The sequence below is a fragment of the Xanthomonas codiaei genome, from assembly GCF_002939785.1.
GTDB lineage: Bacteria > Pseudomonadota > Gammaproteobacteria > Xanthomonadales > Xanthomonadaceae > Xanthomonas > Xanthomonas codiaei.
Genome location: NZ_MDEC01000006.1, coordinates 166,857 through 186,058 on the forward strand (window position 1 = coordinate 166,857; position 19,202 = coordinate 186,058).

The 19,202-nt window shown below is 64.9% G+C and carries 13 protein-coding genes and 3 other RNA genes; 5 read left to right on the forward strand and 11 right to left on the reverse strand.

What is annotated here, in order from left to right:
- Nucleotides 1-43: 43 nt before the first annotated feature.
- On the reverse strand, nt 44-2,146 hold the full coding sequence (locus XcodCFBP4690_RS06535; RefSeq protein WP_104540220.1) for a M13 family metallopeptidase: 2,103 nt from the start codon (nt 2,144-2,146) through the stop codon (nt 44-46).
- Nucleotides 2,147-2,608: 462 nt separating this feature from the next.
- A non-coding RNA gene (locus XcodCFBP4690_RS06540) (sX9 sRNA) lies at nt 2,609-2,684 on the reverse strand.
- A gap of 145 nt (nt 2,685-2,829) precedes the next feature.
- Here XcodCFBP4690_RS06540 and XcodCFBP4690_RS06545 point away from each other — a divergent pair.
- Nucleotides 2,830-4,425, forward strand: coding sequence for a phytoene desaturase family protein (locus tag XcodCFBP4690_RS06545; RefSeq protein ID WP_104540177.1), 1,596 nt, complete (start codon nt 2,830-2,832; stop codon nt 4,423-4,425).
- A 120-nt stretch (nt 4,426-4,545) separates the two neighbouring features.
- Here the strand turns inward: XcodCFBP4690_RS06545 and XcodCFBP4690_RS06550 are convergent, their stop codons facing one another.
- Both XcodCFBP4690_RS06550 and XcodCFBP4690_RS06555 read right to left on the reverse strand, forming a co-directional pair.
- Nucleotides 4,546-7,605, reverse strand: a complete 3,060-nt coding sequence (locus tag XcodCFBP4690_RS06550; protein ID WP_104540178.1) for a TonB-dependent receptor — start codon at nt 7,603-7,605, stop codon at nt 4,546-4,548.
- Between the two features lie 363 nt (nt 7,606-7,968).
- Entirely contained in the window at nt 7,969-10,959 is a 2,991-nt protein-coding gene (locus XcodCFBP4690_RS06555) for a TonB-dependent receptor plug domain-containing protein (protein WP_104540179.1), read from the reverse strand.
- Nucleotides 10,960-11,283: 324 nt separating this feature from the next.
- On the opposite strand from XcodCFBP4690_RS06555, the gene apbC reads away from it, so the two are divergent.
- Nucleotides 11,284-12,135 (forward strand): iron-sulfur cluster carrier protein ApbC, encoded by an 852-nt coding sequence (apbC, locus tag XcodCFBP4690_RS06560; RefSeq protein ID WP_104540180.1) that lies wholly within the window; start codon nt 11,284-11,286, stop codon nt 12,133-12,135.
- A gap of 96 nt (nt 12,136-12,231) precedes the next feature.
- A complete protein-coding gene (gene dcd / locus XcodCFBP4690_RS06565; RefSeq protein ID WP_005912996.1) occupies nt 12,232-12,801 on the forward strand; it encodes a dCTP deaminase in 570 nt (189 codons plus the stop codon).
- Nucleotides 12,802-12,823: 22 nt separating this feature from the next.
- Here the strand turns inward: dcd and XcodCFBP4690_RS06570 are convergent, their stop codons facing one another.
- The 4 genes from XcodCFBP4690_RS06570 to XcodCFBP4690_RS06585 all read right to left on the reverse strand — a co-directional run bounded on the left by XcodCFBP4690_RS06570 (nt 12,824) and on the right by XcodCFBP4690_RS06585 (nt 14,676).
- Complete coding sequence (locus tag XcodCFBP4690_RS06570) at nt 12,824-13,009, reverse strand: LiaI-LiaF-like domain-containing protein (RefSeq protein WP_104540181.1); 186 nt, start codon at nt 13,007-13,009, stop codon at nt 12,824-12,826.
- A gap of 384 nt (nt 13,010-13,393) precedes the next feature.
- Nucleotides 13,394-13,561: a LiaI-LiaF-like domain-containing protein gene (locus XcodCFBP4690_RS06575; protein ID WP_003486900.1), complete on the reverse strand. Its 168-nt coding sequence runs from the start codon at nt 13,559-13,561 to the stop codon at nt 13,394-13,396.
- Nucleotides 13,562-13,588: 27 nt separating this feature from the next.
- Entirely contained in the window at nt 13,589-14,017 is a 429-nt protein-coding gene (locus tag XcodCFBP4690_RS06580) for an HIT domain-containing protein (protein WP_104540182.1), read from the reverse strand.
- Nucleotides 14,014-14,676 carry a dienelactone hydrolase family protein gene (locus XcodCFBP4690_RS06585; RefSeq protein ID WP_104540183.1) on the reverse strand — a complete coding sequence of 221 codons (663 nt, stop codon included), beginning with the start codon at nt 14,674-14,676 and terminating at the stop codon, nt 14,014-14,016. The genes XcodCFBP4690_RS06580 and XcodCFBP4690_RS06585 overlap by 4 nt, the downstream gene beginning before the upstream one ends.
- A gap of 181 nt (nt 14,677-14,857) precedes the next feature.
- On the opposite strand from XcodCFBP4690_RS06585, the gene rimO reads away from it, so the two are divergent.
- Entirely contained in the window at nt 14,858-16,231 is a 1,374-nt protein-coding gene (rimO, locus tag XcodCFBP4690_RS06590; RefSeq protein ID WP_104540184.1) for a 30S ribosomal protein S12 methylthiotransferase RimO, read from the forward strand.
- A 453-nt stretch (nt 16,232-16,684) separates the two neighbouring features.
- On the opposite strand, the gene XcodCFBP4690_RS06595 is transcribed toward rimO, so the two are convergent.
- Nucleotides 16,685-16,760: non-coding RNA, sX9 sRNA (locus tag XcodCFBP4690_RS06595), on the reverse strand.
- Nucleotides 16,761-16,820: 60 nt separating this feature from the next.
- Nucleotides 16,821-17,327, reverse strand: a complete 507-nt coding sequence (gene greB, locus XcodCFBP4690_RS06600) for a transcription elongation factor GreB (protein ID WP_104540185.1) — start codon at nt 17,325-17,327, stop codon at nt 16,821-16,823.
- Between the two features lie 110 nt (nt 17,328-17,437).
- Here greB and XcodCFBP4690_RS06605 point away from each other — a divergent pair, with 110 nt between their 5' ends.
- A complete protein-coding gene (locus XcodCFBP4690_RS06605; protein WP_167394494.1) occupies nt 17,438-18,904 on the forward strand; it encodes a rhomboid family intramembrane serine protease in 1,467 nt (488 codons plus the stop codon).
- Between the two features lie 146 nt (nt 18,905-19,050).
- On the opposite strand, the gene XcodCFBP4690_RS06610 is transcribed toward XcodCFBP4690_RS06605, so the two are convergent.
- Nucleotides 19,051-19,125: non-coding RNA, sX9 sRNA (locus tag XcodCFBP4690_RS06610), on the reverse strand.
- Nucleotides 19,126-19,202: the final 77 nt, after the last annotated feature.

Here is a 19,202-nt window from a genome sequence, read left to right on the forward strand (position 1 = left end):
CGGCGCTCCTTCGAGCGCCGCCCGTCACTGCATCACGTGGCAATTACCAGATCACCACCTGCTTGTCGCCCTGACGCACCATCGCATCGCCCGGCTTGCACGAGAATGCGGCGGCGAAGGCCGGCATGTTCGACGGCGCACCGATGGCGCGGAAATTGGCCGGCGCATGCGGGTCGGTCTTCAGGCGCACCACCAGTTCTTCCGGAGTGAAGTTGCGGCGCCACACCGTGGCCCAGTTGAGGAAGAAGCGCTGGTCGCGGGTGATGCCGTCGGTCTTGGGATCGTCCTTGCCGGCGGTGGCGGTCTTCATCGCGTCATAGGCAGTGTTGAGGCCGCCCAGGTCGGCGATGTTCTCGCCCAGGGTCAGGTCGCCCTTGACCTTGTCGCCGGCCGGCGTGCGGTAGCTGTCGAACTGCGCCACCAGCTTGCCGGTGCGGGCCTTGAACGCGTCCAGGTCCTTCTGCGTCCACCAGCCCGGATCCGGGATGAAGTTGCCATCGGCACCGAAGCGGCTGCCCTGGTCGTCGTAGCCATGGGTCATCTCATGGCCGATCACCGCGCCGATCCCGCCGTAGTTCATTTCCTCCGGCGCGTCCGGGTCGAAGAACGGCGGCTGCAGGATGGCGGCCGGGAACACGATCTCGTTCTGCAGCGGGCTGTAGTAGGCGTTGACCGTCTGCGGGCTCATGCCCCATTCGGTCCTGTCCACCGGCTTGCCGATCTTGGACAGGTTCCACTTGTAGTTGAATTCCTGCGCCGCCAGCACGTTGCCCAGGTAGCTGTCGCGGCCGGTGCTCAGGCCGTTCCAGTCGCGCCATTTTTCCGGGTAGCCGATCTTGGGCGTGAAGCTCTCCCATTTGGCGATCGCCTTGGCCTTGGTCTCCGGGCTCATCCAGTCCAGCTTTTCGATGCGGGCCTTGAGCGCAGTGCGCAGGTTGGTGACCAGGGTTTCCATCTTGGCCTTGGAATCGGCCGGGAAGGCCACCTTGACGTACATCTGGCCCAGCGTCTCGCCGGCCTGATTGTTGATGGTGGCCAGCACGCGCTTCCAGCGCGGCTTGATTTCCTTCTGGCCGCGCATGGTCTTGTTGTAGAACGCGAAGTTCTCGTCCACGAACGGCTGGCTCAGGAACGGCGAGGCGCCATCGACGGTGTGGAAGCGCAGGTACGCGCGCCAGATCGCCGGGTCGGTGTCGGCGATCATCTTGCTCACTTCCTGATGGAAGGCCGGGATCGCCAACGAGAACATCTCCGGCGTGGCCACGCCCTGCGATTTGAAGAACTCGGTCCACGACCAGTTCGGGGTCAGCTTGTCGGCTTCGGCCGGGGTGACCGGGTTGTAGGCCAGCTTGGCGTCGCGCGACATTTCGGTGCTGGTCTTGGAGACCTTGGCCAGGCGGGTCTCGAAGGCCACGACCTGCTTGGCCTGGGTGGCGGCATCGGCCGCGGCCACGCCGGACAGCTCCAGCACCTTGGCGATATGCGCCTGATAGGCCTCCAGCTTGGCCTTGTTGCCGGCGCTGGTGTAGTACTCCGGATCCGGCAGGCCCAGCCCGCCCTGCATGGCGTAGGCGATGTTTTGGCTGGACTTGTTGAAGTCCGCCTCGGCGCCGAAGCCGAACAGTTCGTTGTTGCCCTTGGCGGCGCTGCTGCGCAGGTAGTCGACCAGCTTGGCCTGGTCGCTGATGGCGTCGATGGCGGCCAGTTCCGGCTTCAGCGGCTCGATGCCCTGCGCATTGATCTTGGCTTCGTCCATGCCGGTGGACCACAGGTCGCCGACGATCTTTTCCACGCCGGTGGCGCCGGTATCGGCAGCGGCCTGTTCGGCCAGCTGTTGCTGGATCGCATTGGAGCGCTCGTCGAGCATTTCGAATGCGCCCCAGCTGGTGCGGTCGCCCGGCACCGGGTTGGCGGCCAGGAACTTGGCATTCGCGTAGGCATTGAGGTCGGTACAGGCATTGCCGTTGGGGTCCAGATCGGCCGCGCTGAAGCGGTTCACCGCCGGCAGCTTGCTCTGGTCCAGGGTCAGGGTCTTGGGGGCCGCCGGGGTGGTGGCCGCAGCGTCGCCCGCGGGGGCCGCAGGCGCGGTGTCTTCAGGCTTCTTGCAGCCGCTCAGCGCGGCGGCCACGGCCAGGGTCAGCGTCAGTAGATGAGGTGTTCGAATCACAAAGGCTCCGGGAGCAGCAGTCGATTGGGAGGCTCCGTCACCACAGAGCCGTGCCGGCACTCTACCGTTCTGTACGATTCGGCGCATGGGTGTCGAAGGTCATGGATGCCGCGTGCAGAAGCCATCTCTGCGAGGGTGACGATCCCGGCGCAGACCCATGCAGCATTGGCCACGTTCCGCCCGAACGGGCAGGCAGCAGCGGGCGCGAGGCACTGACGTTGCCTGGCGCCGAGCCGCTCATCGTGGATCGGCCATCGCAGCGGTTGCGGCTCGCCGAGCCTGGCCGGGTTGGTCGCTGGCCCTGCGACGCGTCAGCCCGGGCAGGTCTGGTAGACCCGGCGCCGACACATGGCGCTGCCAGCGCCAACGGGGGCGCTGCGCATCGCCTGCCGCGGCGGCGTGTGCTCGCAGCGCCCGGGCCGCGGTGGGCAGTCTTAGAGCGGCTAACAAAACGTAGCGAGCGGTCGTCAGGTGGGTGCGGACGGCGCGGAGGAACCGCAGTGTACGCGTGGTACATGAGGATTCCGAGCACCGACCGCGCCCGCCTGGCGGCCGCGCAGTCGTTTTGCTAGCTGCTCTTAATGATCTGTCACCCCTGCACAGCTCGGCGAGCCAGGCCCGACGCGTGGCCCGCGGGGACTGGCGATGCTATATACACGCGCATGTCGACCCGCGACCTACCCCTGGATGCGCTGATCATCGGCGCCGGGCACAACGGCCTGGTGTGCGCCGCCTATCTGGCGCGCGCCGGCAAACGCGTGCTGGTGCTGGAGGCGCGTGAGGTGGTCGGCGGTGCGGCGGTCACCGAAGAGTTCCATCCGGGCTTTCGCAATTCCGTCGCGGCGTACACGGTGTCGTTGCTGCAACCCAAGGTCATCGACGAGCTGGCATTGGAACGGCACGGCTTACGCGTGGTGCCGCGACGCATCAACAACTTCCTGCCGCTCCCCGATGGCCGCTATCTGCTGGCCGGCGCGGGGCGGACGGCGCAGGAAGTCGCCAAGTTTTCCGCGCGCGATGCAGCGGGATTGCCCGCCTACGAAGCGCGGCTGGAACAATTGGCCGATGTCCTGCGCGCGCTGGCCTTGCAGGCGCCGCCGGAGGTGACCGAGGGCGGCTGGTTGCAGGCATTACCGCAGCTATGGCGCGCCGGCAAGGTCGGCATGCAGCTGCAGGGGTTGCCGCTGGCACTACGACGCGAGTTGCTCGACCTGTTCACCATCTCCGCTGCCGAGTATCTGGAACGCTGGTTCGAGAGTGCGCCGATCAAGGCGCTGTTCGGCTTCGACGGCATCGTCGGCAACTACGCCAGCCCGTATACGCCGGGCACCGCGTACGTGTTGTTGCATCACGTGTTCGGGCAGAGCAATGGCGTCAAGGGCGCCTGGGGACACGCCATCGGTGGGATGGGCGCGATCACCCAGGCCATGGCGGCCAGCGCCCGTGCAGCCGGTGCGCAGATCAGCACGGCGTGCGCAGTGGACCGCGTGCTGGTGGAGCGCGGCCACGCCGTGGGCGTGGTCACCGCCGATGGCCAGACCCTGCGCGCGGCGTGCGTGGTAGCCAACGTCAATCCGAAACTGTTGTACCAGCGGCTGATGCGTACCGAGGACGTGCCTGAGGACACGCGCGAGCGCATTGCGCATTACCGCTGCGGCTCGGGCACCTTTCGCATGAATGTCGCGCTGTCGCGCTTGCCGGACTTCACCGCCTTGCCGGGCGAGGGCGACCATCTCACCGCCGGCATCATCCTGGCACCGAGCCTGGACTACATGGACCGTGCCTGGCAGGACGCGCGCGCCTTCGGATGGTCACGCGAACCGGTGGTGGAACTGCTGATTCCCAGCACGCTGGACGACTCGTTGGCACCGCCTGGGCAGCACGTGGCTAGTTTGTTTTGTCAGCACGTCGCCCCGCAGTTACCGGACGGCCGCCATTGGGACGACCATCGCGAGGAAGCGGCCGACCTGATGATCGCCACCGTCGAACACTACGCGCCCGGCTTTGCCGCATCGGTACTGGGCCGACAAATTCTGAGCCCGCTCGATCTGGAACGCATCTTCGGCCTGGTCGGTGGCGACATCTTCCACGGCGCCCTCAGCCTCAATCAACTCTTCAGCGCACGCCCGCTGCTGGGGCAGGGCGCGTATCGCGGTGCAGTTCCCGGGCTGTACCTGTGCGGGTCTGGCACGCATCCGGGCGGCGGGGTGACCGGCGCGCCTGGGCATAATGCCGCGCGGGTGATTCTGGGTGGGTGATGCCGATCATGTCGACTGCCGCACGGCATCATCGAAAATCAAAAAGGCCCTGAAAATCAGGGCCGTTTCTTAAACGACTTTCTCAACCCGAGCGCCGTAATGGCGCCCGGGTTCCTGCGATCAGAAATCGTAGGCTGCGGTGAGGCGAACAAAGCGCGGAGTGTTGTAGTTATAAGGTTCCGTGCCAATGCCGTAGGTGTTACGTACGGTGTAAGGCGCGGTGTTATAGCGGCTTTCGACACGGTTTACCGAGCGGTCGTTCAATACGTTGAAGACCTGAAGGCCCAGTGCCAACTTGTGGTCGGCAAAGGACGGCCGGTATGTAATGCCGAGATCCAGGTTCTTGATCCACGGAGTACGTCCGGCGTCGCCCGGGGGCGAGGCCTGACCACCGCAGTAGTGGTATGCGGAACCGTAGCCGATCGGGTTACCTTCATTCGATCCGAAGTAGCCCAGGCAGGAGATCGGCGTTCCCGACATGACGCGCAAGGTTGCAGACGCCATCCATTCCGGCGTGAGCTGATACGCACCAAAGGCCTTGAGCTGATGCCGGCGATCATTTGCCAGGCTGCCACCCGCGTAGTACATCAACTCAGCTGCATCCCAGTCCTGAGTCTTGGACACATCGGACTGACCGATATCGGACTTCACCTGACCTTCGGTGTTTCCGTAGCTGCGCGACCAGGTGTAGTCCACTCGGCCGTACCACTTTTCGTCGAACGGGTGCTCCAGGAACAGGTCTACCGCGACGTAGTTACGGCGTGCCTTGTCGGTAAAGCCCCAATCGGACTGGCTCATACGCAACTGCGTGTAACCAGAGCCGTCAACGTTGGCAAGATTGTATCTATTGGTCTGGCCGGGATTGAACATGACGCAGCCGGGAATACTCACGCTGCTGACATCGCCTCCGCTTGCAGCCAACTTTGCAGACATCTTGCCGGGATCGCAAACGTCGTCGATGGCGCTCTGCAGCTTTCTGTAGGTCACCTTCGCACCGGAATTCCAGCTCTCGCCAAGAGTCTTTTCGAAGCCGAGGATGATCTCATCCTGGTATTGCGACTTCAGGTCACTCGGCGCGAACGCGTTGGGATCCGGCGCCTGACCATACTCGCCATTGCTGGAAACGGGCCCGGGACCAATTGCGCCAAGGCCGGTGGGCTCGCCGTTGGCATCGATGCCGCTGTAAGTGAAGTATTCGTCTGTGTAGGTAGACGCGGAGGCACCACGAATGGCGACGCTGTTCGGCAATGCAAGGTAGTAGCGTCCCAGATTGGCAAAGACCTTCAGCGATGAGTCGCCAAAGACATCCCAGCTTGCGCCCAAACGCGGCGCCCACTGGTCGCCACTATCGACATAAGCAACATGGTCGCTGTTGTAATTGGTGAATTTGTCATTGCGGATGCCGAGCGTCAGCAACCAGTTGTCGCTGACCTGCCAGCGATCCTCCAGGTAATAGGCCTTCTGCTCGACCGCCATGCTGGTGGTGGTGGTAAAGATACGACGCTGCGCGTAGTAGCCTTGCCCTCCCGGTGCGCCAACGCCCAATTCGGGGTTGATGCCTTCAGCGGGGTTGTCCTGCCTGCCGTAGATCCATTGATAGCCCGGACCGGTGGTGCGAACACCTTCGTCATAGGCATTGAAGTACATATTGTCCACGCCAGCGGTAAGGTCGTGGTTGCCGAGGCGATACTCGAGCTCAAGGCGGAGGCTGCGCGACTTGTTGATCGGATCGTCAGCCTTGGCCCGATTGGTGGCCTGATTGTTGCGGATCGGCGTGTTACCGACAATCGCCGGATCCTGCTCTGTAACGCCGTCCAGGAACGGCAGCTCCGAGATATTCGGATTGAACTGACGATTGTGTTGCGTACTGCGACCCCATGTCGCATTCAAGGTCAAGTCATCGGTGAGATAGCCGGTGTATTTGAAGATGTCGTATGTATCGGTGGTCTTGAACGTATCCGGGAAAGTCCCGGTCGCACCGCCTGTACTCAAATCGCTGTAATCGAATTCGGTGTAGTAGCCGCCGCGGCGGTCGGTGTTCTGGATGCGCGTGTATTCGAGGATGTTGGAATCGTTGATGTTCCAATCCAACTTTCCGTAAAACTTTGGAGAGCTGTAACCGTAGTTGTTTTGACCCTGGATGGCGCTGGTGCGTGCATTGGTCGTCACGCCGTCGGTCTTGTCGGTCTCGCCAGCGACAAAGATGAAGAGCTTGTCTTCGATTAGCGGGCCACCAGCATAAGCGCTGTAGACAGTGCGAGTTTGGTTATTGTCCTTGCCGCTACGATAAAGCGTGCCAGGCTGGGTACGGTTGGTATAACCATAGTTTGCCGGCAGTGTCTTGTTTGGGAACCAGACATCTCCCGTCGAACTCGCTAGCGAATCCGGCTCCCAAACCGCCTGCGCACCGAAATGCCATTCGTTGGTGCCGCGCTTGCCGAGCTGATTGATTACGCCGCCTGTGGAACGACCGTACTTGGCGCTGTAGCCACCCGTATAGGTTTCCTGCTGGTCGATGGCGCCGTAGGGCAGGCTGACGCCGCCCAGGTTGCTGAGCGGATTGCTGACGTTGAAGCCATTGATGTAGTAGGCGTTTTCGGTGACGCCCGAGCCACCGAACGATACTACCGAGCGCGAGCCGTTATTGAATGCGCCGCTGCCAGCCACCGCACCTGGTGCGAGCAACGCGATCGCTTCGGCACTACGGCCCAGCGGCAGGGTTGCCAGTTGCTCGGAGGTGATCACCGAGCGCGAACTAGTGGAGCTGACGTCGATCTTGGGTGCATTTGCAGCGGTGACCGTGATCGCACCAAGCGTGGTTGCGTCCGCATTGCTGCCCGCGGCGCTGGCACCAGCGAACGAGACTTCGGTACCGGAACCCACGCGCAGCTGCACATTCTTGCGGGTATCGATGACCTGGTCGCCGCGCTTCAGGGTGACGGTATAGGCACCCACGGGCAGCGAGCCCAGGTTGTAACGGCCATTCGCATCGACTGTAATGGTGCGGCTGAGGCCGGTGTCGCTTTGCACGACGATGGTGCTGCCGGCTTCGGCCGGGGCGCTGCCGTAGATGCTGCCGGTGGTGCTCTGTGCATAGACCGCGCCATTGCTCAGGCACGCCCCGAGAACGGCGGCGAGGGCGGTGCGTTTGAGAACGTTACGACGAAATTGCTTGCTCATTCCTGACCTTTCACTGGAATTCGGTTAAGGGGCGGTCACCGGGGAGTCAGATGGCCTTAACCCGAACGTAATGAACCTATGCTCTCCAGTGCAACCGAAAGCGGCTATTCATTAATGAATTAAGTCAGATCCGCATTAAAAACGTCGAATCACGCACAATTCCTGTGTGATGCACCGACGTGACTAACGATCTCGACAACGCTGTCTGCGCAGGTGGTTACATTTGGTACAGATAATGCTGGGCAGCGGCTCGCCTGGAGGCCTGTGCCATCGGGTCAGGCGGGACGCAAGAGCCATCGGCTGACGCGTGCAAAAGAAAAAGCCCCGACCAGCGGGGCTTCTTCGACTGCGATCCACCTCGGATCAGAACCTGACCGTGGTGCCCAGGTAGAAGAACCGACCGATGTTGTCGTACAGGGCCGAATTGAAATCCGAACCGAAGTAGTTGCGTGGCGGATCCTTGTCGAAGGCGTTGTCGATGCCCAGGTACACATCGATCTTCGAGCCGGGGAACTGATAGCCGAACTGGAAGTTGTGGTAGGTGTACGAGCCGTTCTTGATCGGGCTGGCCGAACCCGGGTTGCTGTTGTAGCTCTCCGGGGTCACGCGCAGGTTGCCGTCCACGTAGTTCATGTCCCACGAGGCGCGCCATTCGTTCCAGTTGTACTTGGTCTGGAACTGCGCACGCCAGCGCGGATCGGTCACGTAGGTCACGTACTCGTCGTATTCGGCCGGAAAATCCTGGAACACCCATTCGCGTGACTGGATCAGGCGGGTGCCGACCAGGCGCAGCACGGTGTTGCCTTCGCCGATCTGGAACCGGTAATCCATTTCCAGATCCACGCCGACGCGACGCGAGCGTGCCAGGTTCTCGTTGAGCGCCTGCCAGCCGATGATGCTGTGCTCGGGGTAGATGCGGCCCTGTGGATCGGTGAAGCCGCCCAGCGGGGCGCGCTGCACGAAGCCGCAGAAGCTGTTGTTGATGCCGCCGGGGTTGTCCACGCAACGCGTGGCATTGGTTTCGGCCGTCACCGTGCCGATGGCGTCGCGCAGATCGATACGCCAGTAGTCGATCGACATGCCGAAGCCCTCGAAGAACTCCGGCTGCCACACCAGCCCGTAGGACAGGCTGCGTGCGCGCTCCGGCTTCAACTCCGGATTGCCGCCGCTCACGCCCGGGCGGGTGGCGGTGTAGGTGTCGATCCAGCCCACCGGAATGCCCAGCGCGCTGCAGTTGGCCTGGCGCAGTGCCACATCGCCGGCTGTGCCGGGGCGATTGCCGTTGGTGGGCAGGTAGTTGCAGGGATCGGCGATGGTGGCGAAGTTTTCGCTCTGGGAGTCGTAGAGCTCGCCGATGCTGGGCGCACGCACCGACTGCGCCAGCGTGCCGCGCAGGCGCAACGACGGGAGGATGGTCCAGTCCAGACCGATGTTCCAGGTCTTGGTCGAGCCGATGCTGCTGTAGTCCGAATAGCGCCCCGCCAGGTCCAGCGCCAGGCGGTCCACGCCCGGCAGCCCGGCCAGCAGCGGAATGGTGCTTTCGACAAAGACTTCCTTGACATTGTACTCGCCGCCACTATTGGGAATGGCGTTGAGGAAGGTTGCCCCGGAGGCGGCCAGCGGATCGGTGATCTCCTCGCTCTGTTCCTTGCGGTATTCCACGCCACCGGCAATGCCGATGTCGCCGGCCGGCAGCGAGAGCAGGCTGCTGTTGGCCACCGAGGCGTTGAACACGGTCTGCTGGATCTTGGCCTTGGAGCGCGCGGTGGTGTTGAACCAGGCGGCTGCTTCCGGCGTGACCGCGCCGTTGCCGAAGATGCTGAACGGCACGCAGCCTTCGCGCGCCAACGCCGAATACACCCGGTTGGTGTTGGGGTTGATCGCGGTCGGGTCCAGCGTGGTGCGGCAGACGATGTTGCCGCTGGCATCGCGCGCGGCATCGATACCGGCCTGCCAACGCTCGTTGATGCGGTTGTTGAGATTGAGGCGGTCGACGGTGGTCTTGCCGTAGTTGGCCGACACCTCGTAGGTCCAGTTGTCGGTGAAGTTGCCTTCGGCGCCGAGCACGGCGCGGTAGGTCTTGCGTTCGATGTTCTCGCCGCGGCGTCCAGCATCGACGTTGAAGCGGTTCATCAGGATCTGGGTGGCGCCGCGCGAATCCATCAGCGCGCCGAGGGCAGGGCTGACGTACGGGTTCTGGCGGCGCACGCGCAGCGAGCTGTCGAACGCCGGTTGGCCGAAGAACTCCGAATCGGTCTCGCTGTATTTGCCTTCGAAGAACAGGCGATGGTTTTCGCTCAGCTCGAAGTTCACCATGGTGTTGACGCTCTTGCGATCGAAGCCGGGCTGCAGGTCGGCCACGGCGTTGAGATCGACGAAATCGCAATCCACGCAGGAGGTATTGCTCACCACTGTGCCGCCGTAGCGGTTGCGGCGGAAGCTGCCGTCGGGGTTGAACAGGTAACGGTTGCCGTAGCTCGCCGGGTTACGGAAGTCGAAGGTGCCCAGGTTGAAGGTGCCACCGTAGGAGGTCGAATGGTTACCGCCTGGGCCGCTCAACACGGTCTGCGGATTGCTCTCGCTCGGCGGGCGGGTAGGATCGAAGCTTGGGTTCTGCACGCTGACCAGATACTCGCGGCCGATGGCGCGGTTGCCGCGGCCGAAGCGGTCCTGCTTGCTGTACTCGGCCGAGATCGCGACGTTGCCGCGGCCTTCGGCGAAGTCGGTGCCGGCGGAGAAGCTGGCGAACGAGCGGTTGTAGTTGCCCTCGTCGGCCAGGCCGGTCTGCGCGCGCGTTTCGAAGCCGGTGAAGGATTTCTTGAGGATGAAGTTCACCACGCCGGCGACGGCATCGGCGCCGTACACCGCCGAGGCGCCGCCGGTGATGACCTCCACGCGCTCGACCCATTCCACCGGAATCGTGTTGACGTCCACCGAGGTGGAGCCGGGGCTGGAGCCCACGTGGCGGCGGCCGTTGACCAGCACCAGGGTACGGTCCACGCCCATGCCGCGCAGATCGAGCAGGCCCAGGCCGGCGGTACCGATGAAGCGGGTGGAGTTGCCCAGGGTGTAGCTCGGTGCCAGGGCCGGCATGCGCGCCATCAGGTCGCTGATGGTGGTGGCGCCGGTGGCGCGGATTTCTTCGGCGCTGATCGCGGTGACCGGCGATGGGGTCACGAAGCCGGTACGCGCGATGCGCGAGCCGGTGACGGTGACCTTGTCCAGATCGGTGGTTCCGGGCGCGACGCCATTTTCCGATTGCGCGGCAACATGGCCGGCGGGAGCAACCAGCACCGCCAACAGGGCGGCGCTCAAGCGATGACGACGGGTGCCTTGCGGGTTACGACTCGACATGACCTTGCGAATTCCTTGCAGAGATTAGGCGAACCAGCCGAACTCGCTGAGTGGCGGCTGAACTGATTCCCGAACGTAACAAGTCCTTAATCATGTGTCCACATTTGTGAAATATGTCGGCATTTGGCATGAATGCTCTGGTCCTGTATCGCCAATGCGGCAAACGCGGACGCGTGGACACCAGGCGGTAAACTGGGAGGCTTCGCGGCTGCATCCACGGGCGTCATCCCTCGCAACCGCCTACGAAAACACTGGATAAGCAATGGCAACGATGATCGAGAACGATGGGTGCCCAGGCACCAGCGGTGCGCAGGGCGGCGAGGCATGAGCGCGGAACGCAGGATTCCCGCGCACGCGGTGCAGGGCGCATTGGCGCCACACGCGCGCATTCGCAATGTGATTGCGGTGGGCTCGGGCAAGGGCGGGGTGGGCAAGTCGACCACTGCGGTGAACCTGGCGCTGGCCCTGCAGCGGCAAGGGGCCCGTGTGGGCGTGCTGGATGCCGATATCTATGGTCCCAGCGTGCCGGCGATGCTGGGCCTGAGCGGGCGCCCGGACAGCCCGGACAACAAGTCGATCGAGCCGCTGCGCGCGTTCGGGATCGAGGCGATGTCGATCGGCCTGCTGGTCGACCAGGACACCCCGATGATCTGGCGCGGGCCGATGGCGACCTCGGCGCTGACCCAGCTGTTCAACGACACGCTCTGGGACGACCTGGACTATCTGCTGATCGACCTGCCGCCGGGCACCGGCGACATCCAGCTGACGCTGTCGCAGAAGATCCCGGTCGCCGGGGCGGTGATCGTCACCACCCCGCAGGACATCGCCACCCTGGATGCGCGCAAGGCCTTGAAGATGTTCGAAAAGGTGGAGGTGCCGGTGCTGGGCATCGTCGAGAACATGGCGGTGCATACCTGCAGCAGCTGCGGGCACCGCGAGCACCTGTTCGGCGAAGGCGGTGGCGAGCGCATGGCGGCGCAGTACGGGGTGCCGTTGCTGGGATCGCTGCCGCTGGAGATCGGCATCCGCGAGCAAGGCGATGCGGGCCGGCCGATCGTGGTGGCGGCGCCGGACTCGGCCGCCGCCCAGGCGTATCTGTTCGCCGCGGCCCGGCTTGCGGAAGAATTGGCCAAGCGCCCGCGCGCCAGCATCCCGATCTCGGCCTCCTTGCTCTAGCCACGCGGCCGGCCGTCAGCGGCGGCCGCTGCTAGAATTGCCCGTCTTTCGCGCGGGCCGCCCGGCCTGCCGCCTTCCGTCTTCAAGGAACACCGCATGAGCATCAAGAGCGACCGCTGGATCAAGCGCATGGCCGAACAGCACGCGATGATCGAGCCGTTCGAACCCGGCCAGATCAAGCACGATGCCGCCGGGCAGCGCATCGTCAGCTTCGGTACGTCCAGCTATGGCTACGACGTGCGCTGCTCGCGCGAGTTCAAGGTCTTCACCAACATCAATTCGACGATCGTCGACCCCAAGCATTTCGATCCGGGCAGCTTTGTCGATATCGAATCGGATGTGTGCATCATCCCGCCGAACAGCTTTGCACTGGCGCGCACGGTGGAATACTTCCGCATCCCGCGCGATACGCTGGTGGTGTGCCTGGGCAAGAGCACCTACGCGCGCTGCGGCATCATCGTCAATGTGACCCCGCTGGAGCCGGAGTGGGAAGGCCACGTGACCTTGGAATTCAGCAATACCACGCCGCTGCCGGCGCGCATCTACGCCAACGAGGGCGTGGCGCAGATGCTGTTCTTCCAGTCCGACGAAGTCTGCGAAACCTCGTACAAGGATCGCGGCGGCAAGTACCAGGGCCAGACCGGCGTGACCTTGCCGCGGACCTGATGGGTTAGCGCGGCCGTGGCCTTCAGCAGGTTGCGGCCGCCTTCTCGCGGTAGCGCAGCAATTGGCGCACACCGGCGGCGATCAGGAACACCGGCCACCAGGTCGCGATCAGGTGGCCCACATCCATATGCGCTAACCCCAGGTTGTCCAGCAGAAACAACGCGCCCAGGACGATCAGGAACAGGGCAGGAAGCAGACGGTAGTGCATGGCGACATCCTCGGTTGGTGTGAGGCCATGCTGCGCCCGCAGCGCCCGTCGATCAGGTGCCGGAAGTCAACAGTTGCCGATGACAGTCGTCATGTCGCCTCGCCAGTGAGCACCTCGATTGCGGTGATGCGTGATCAGGTCAGGCGATGCGGGTCTGGGCTGTCAGTGTTCGGTTATCTGGGCCGGAAGTGCTGGCTCAGACTAGCCGTCGGTAAATGCGCTAGGCTTCGCCCGTACCCTCATCCGCCCCTTCGGGGCACCTTCTCCCCAGGGCGAGAAGGAAGCATGCTGCATGCCACCGCAGAAGATGGGGCGTGAGAGCCATCAGCAGCGAGATACCGCTGTTGCGATTCCCCAATCCCGACTCCCGAATCCCAGCCCCAGCTACTTGCCGCGCCCGAACAGCATCCCGATGCCGCAGGCGACCAGCGCCGCCGGCCACCAGGTGGCGATCAGCCGGCCGAGGCTGAGGTTGGTCCAGCCCAGGTTGTTGGCCAGGAACAGCAGGCCGACGAGGATCAGGATCAGCGCGGCGACGACATTGGATTTCATGCGAGAGGGCAGTTGGCGAACGGGCGCCTATCGTAGCTGCTGCGCCCACGCAGCGACATGCCGTTGCAGGACGTCGGGCTCGAAGCGCTGCGCGCTGCCGCTGCCCCACACCGGCCCCGGCCAGGCGGCATCGCCCGGGTGGCGGCCGACCAGGTGCACATGCAGCTGGCGCACGATATTGCCCAGCGCGCCGATATTGAGCTTGCTCACCGCCGGCTCCACCCGCAGCAACTGCGAGAGCTGGTTGATCTCGGCCAGCAACAGGCGCTGCTGGCCGCCATCCAGGTCGATCCATTCGCTGGCATCGGCCACCCGCGGCACCAGCACCAGCCAGGGAAAGCGGCTGTCGTCCATCAGGCGCACCTGCGACAGCGGCCCGTCGGCGACGAACACGCTGTCGGCCGCCAGGCGGGCATCGAGCTCGAAACCGGCGGCCGCCGGTGCCGGATCGCTCATCCCAGGTGCGCCTGGAAGAAGCCCAGCGTCCGCTCCAGCGCACGTTCGGCGCTGTCGGCATCGTAGTGGGCCGGATCGATGCTGCGATTGAAGGCGTGGCCGGCGGGATACACGAAGGTTTCCATTTGCGGCAGTTTCTCGCGGTGCGCCTGGATCGCCTCCGGTGGAATACTGGAATCGCGCTCGCCGAAGTGGAACATCACCGGCGCCTTGGGCGTTTGGTCCAGCAGCTGGGTGTTGCGGCCGCCGTAGTAGCTCACCGAGGGCAGCCCCAGGCGGATGGCCGACAGCAGCGCCACAGAACCGCCCCAGCAATAGCCCACCGTGCCGACCTTGCCGGCGCGGGTCAGCAGGGTGGCGGCGGACTTCACCACCTCCACCGCACGCTCCAGGCCGACCGCGTTGGCCAGTGCCAGGCCGCGCTGCAGGCTTTCCTGGTCGTAGGGCAGCTGCACGTCTTTCTCTTCCAGGTCGAAGAAGGCCGGTGCCAGCACCTCGTAGCCGCGTGCGGCATAGTCATCGGCCACCGCACGGATATGCTCGTTGACGCCGAAGATTTCCTGGATGACTACCAGGCCGCCGCGCGGGCTGGAGGCGGGGGTGGCGTGCCAGGCGGCAACCTGGCCGTCGGGGGTGTCGAGCGTGGTCCAGTGACCCATGGGGATTCCTGATGTGCAGCGAGGGAGGCGCGCATTATCGGCCGGACCGGCATCGTGAAAAGTGAGGGTTTCGCAAAGCCGGCCGGGCTGGCGCGGCGCGGCGGTTCAGAGCGCTGCCCGCGCGCCGCTATAATTGTCCTGCTCAGGCCCCAGGCCGCTCCGTTCCCAGGCTCCTGCTTCCATGTCCCAGCTGAACCCCAAAGTCGGCTTCGTCAGCCTTGGCTGCCCGAAGGCGCTCGTCGATTCCGAACGCATCCTCACCCAGCTGCGCGTGGAGGGCTACGACATCGTGCCCAGCTACGACGCCGCCGATGTGGTGGTGGTCAATACCTGCGGCTTCATCGATTCGGCGGTGACCGAATCGCTGGACGCCATCGGCGAGGCGATGAACGCCAACGGCAAGGTGATCGTCACCGGCTGCCTGGGCAAGCGACCGGAGCAGATCCGTGAAAGCTATCCGGACGTGCTGGCGGTCTCGGGACCGCAGGATTACCAGAGCGTGATGGAGGCCGTGCACGCGGCGCTGCCGCCGCGCCACGATCCGTTCGTGGATCTGGTGCCGGACTACGGCATCAAGCTGACCCCGCGGCATTACGCGTACCTGAAGATTTCAGAGGGCTGCAACCACCGTTGCAGCTTTTGCATCATTCCCTCGATGCGCGGCGACCTGGCGTCGCGCCCGGTGGACGAGGTGCTGCGCGAGGCCGAGCGGCTGGTGCGTGGCGGGGTCAAGGAACTGCTGGTGGTGTCGCAGGACACCTCGGCTTACGGCGTGGACCTTAAATACGCCGAGCGCCCGTGGCGTGACCGCATGTACCAGACCCGCATGAAGGCGCTGTGCGAGGGCCTGTCGGAACTGGGCGTGTGGACACGCCTGCATTACGTGTACCCGTACCCGCACGTGGACGACGTGATTCCGCTGATGGCCGAAGGCAAGCTGCTGCCGTACCTGGATATCCCGTTCCAGCACGCCAGCCCGCGCATCCTCAAGCTGATGAAGCGGCCCGGCGCGGTGGAGAAGACCCTGGAGCGCGTGCAGCGCTGGAAGGCGATGTGCCCGGAGATCACCGTGCGTTCGACCTTCATCGTCGGCTTCCCCGGCGAAACCGATGCCGAGTTCGAAGCGCTGCTGGAGTTCCTGGATCAGGCGCAGCTGGATCGCGTCGGCGCGTTCGCGTATTCGCCGGTGGAAGGCGCCAGCGCCAATGCGCTGCCCGACCCGGTGCCGGAAGAAGTGAAGCAGGAGCGTCTGGCGCGCTTCATGGCCAGGCAGGCGGAGATTTCCGCCGCGCGGCTGGAAGCCAAGATCGGCAGCGTGCAGCAATGCCTGGTCGACCTGATCGAAGACGATATCGCGGTGGCGCGCTCGCGTGCCGATGCGCCGGAGATCGATGGCCTGGTGCATATCCAGAACGGCGGCGAGCTCGGCCTGAAGGTGGGCGACCTGGTCGACGTGGAAATCACCGATAGCGACGAACACGACCTGTTTGGCGATGCGCTGCAGGCTGATCGCGCGGTGCAGCTAGGCCGCGCGTTGAACCTGCAGATGATCTAGCCGCCGCGGCCTGCCAGCGGCGGCCCCTGCCGCCGGTCCTCCCGAGTGTGCCGAGCCATCGGCGCACCATGCCGAGTCAACACGCCAACTCGCAGGAGCGTGCCCGCGCGCGCTGCGGCGTGCCAGGCAGAGCCGGTCCGGCTCAGCACACTGCACCATCACCAGCAGCAACCCCGCACGCCGAGTCAGCAGACAGGCTGTGCAGGCGCGCTGGCGCGGCGAGGCCGTAGGCCTTTGTGCCGAACCATCGGCACACCAGCCTCAATCAATACGCCATTCCGTAGGAGCGTGCCCGCGCGCGACGCGGCGTGCCAGGCAGCGCCGGCCCGGCTCGGCACACTGCACCATCACCAGCAGAAAACCCTGCACGCCGAGTAGCAGACGGGCTGTGCAGGCGCTTGGCGCGGCGGTACGCCCGGCCACCTGTGCCCAGGGCAGCAGCGGCCTAAGAGCGGCTAACAAAACGTCGCGAGCGGTCGCCAGGTGGGTGCGGACGGCGCGGAGGAACCGCAGTGTACGATGGGTACATGCCGATTCCGAGCACCGACCGCGCCCGCCTGGCGGCCGCGTAGTCGTTTTGCTAGCTGCTCTAAAGCGCCGCGTAGTCCACCGACACCACCACGAAGGTCTGCCTGCCCGCCGGCAGCTGCGCCTCGAATTCGTCGTCCACCCGCTTTTTCAGCAGTGCGCGGGCCAGCGGCGAATCGATGCTGATCCAGCCGCGCGCGGCATCGGTTTCGTCCGGGCCGACGATGCGGTAGCGCAGCAGCTCGCCGCTGTCGGCATCTTCCAGTTCCACCTGCGCACCGAAGAACACCGCCTGCGGGTCGGTGGGTGCGGTGTCCACCACCCGCAGCGCTTCCAGGCGCTTGCTGAGGTAACGCACCCGGCGGTCGATCTCGCCGAGCTGCTTCTTGCGGTAGGTGTACTCGGCATTTTCCGAGCGGTCGCCCTCGGCGGCCGCCGCCGCCAGCGCGCGCACCACCTCCGGCCGCCGCACGCGCCACAGCTCTTCCAGCTCGGCCTTCAGGCGGGCGTGCCCTTCGGGGGTGATCAGCGCAGTGCTTTTTTCGGCAGGCGGGCGCCAGCGGCTCATGGGCGGGCTTGGGATGAAGGATGGGGCGCGATGCTAGCGCGCATGGTCCACTTGCGCATCCGTCGCCGCACGGTGAAGCTTTGCGCCATTCCTAAGACACGGACGTCGTCATGTTGATCATGCCGCTGCACAAACCCTGGTCGCGCCACAACATCCCGTGGGTGACGCTGCTGCTGGTGCTGATCAATGTCGTGGTCTATGTGGGCTACCAGCGCAAGGACGACGACCTGGTCGAGAACGCCGTGCGGTACTACGTCGACTCCGGGCTGGGCACGCTGGAAGCGCAGGCGCATGCGCGCTATCTGGAACGCACCGCCGATGCCAGGCTGCGCAGCGCGCGCCAGGCCAGGCTGGAGGCGGTGCCCGCAGCGCAGCGCATCGCCTACCTGGCGCACCTCACCCTGCACGATGTCGCCTTCGTGCAGGCGCTGCGCGACGGCACGCTGTTCAGGGACGACGAGCAGCGGCGCGAATGGCGCGGTCTGCGTGCGCCCTACGACGCGCGCCTGGCGCGGGTGTTCACCCTGCGCCATCTGCAACGCAGTTCGGAGTGGTCGCCGCAGCGGATGCTCTCGGCCACCTTCCTGCACGCCAACGCCGATCACCTGTTCGGCAACATGGTGTTCCTGCTGGCGCTGGGTACCTTGCTGGAAGGAGCGATCGGCAGCGGCTGGTTCCTGCTGCTGTATCTGCTGGGTGGCTTCGGCGCCAGCGCGGCCAGCCTGTGGTGGCGCTGGGGCGAGCCCGGTGGTGGGCTGGGGGCCTCCGGCGCGATCGCCGCCCTGATGGGCGCGTTCTGCGTGGTCTGGGGACGGCGTCGGGTACGGTTCTTCTACTGGTTCTTCGTGGTGTTCAACTACGTGCGTGGGCCGGCCATCCTGCTGCTGCCGCTGTGGCTGGGCTGGGAGCTGTACAGCCTGCTGGGCAGCGATGAGGGCGGCGTCGCATTCGAAGCGCATGCCGGCGGCCTGGTCAGCGGTGCAGTGCTTGGTGCGGTGCTGGTGGCCGTGCGGCAGACCCGGCCGGCCTTCATGGATGAGCAGGATGCCGCGCAGCGCGACGACCGCTGGGAACGCGCGCAACGCCACCTGGGCCGCATGGAAAACCAGGAGGCCGAACGCCTGCTGGCCGAGCTGGCCAGCGAGAGCCCGCACAGCCTGGAGATTGCGCTGGCCCGCTATCGCGTGGCACGCAATGCCGGCCGCCAGCAGGAGGCCGTGCGACACGCGCACATGCTGGTGTGCCTGCCCACGCACAACGCCGAGCAGACCCGCCTGCAACTGGGCGTGGCCGCCGAGCTCGGCAAGGACCGCATCGCGCTGGAGTTGCCGGCGCGCCTGGCGCTGGTGGATGCGTGTCTTCGCAACGGCTTGCTGGCCGATGCCGAGCGCCTGTTGAAGGAGTGCGACAGCACCGCGCCACGCGCCGAGCTGGCCCAGCGCTGGTTCGTGCTGGCGCTGCGCCATGGCGAATTGCAGGCCGGCGAACAACGCGCACGCCTGCTACGGCTGGTGCTGGAGCAGTTCCCGGAGCAGGGGCAAGCGAGTAAAGCGCGGTTTTTGCTGGAAAACGGCTGAATCGACGGCATAGCTTGAGCGATGCGTCTAGGCGGCGGGAAGCCTGCAGGGTGTCTCGCTCAGGGTAGGTCTGCAGCAGCGGCGACCATGACAACCGCAGCTCGAAGGTCGCTGCGGATGCACGAAGTCGTAGGCCCAGTCGCAGCGCCTCACAACCCATGGCGAGCGATCGTCGGGCGGGTGCGGATGGCGCACGGGAACCGAATGTACGAGTGCTACATCCATGCATCCGCCGCGACCGCCTGGTGGCTGCGAAGTCGTTCGATGAGCATTTCCTGGTCGTCTTCCAGGGGCGCTG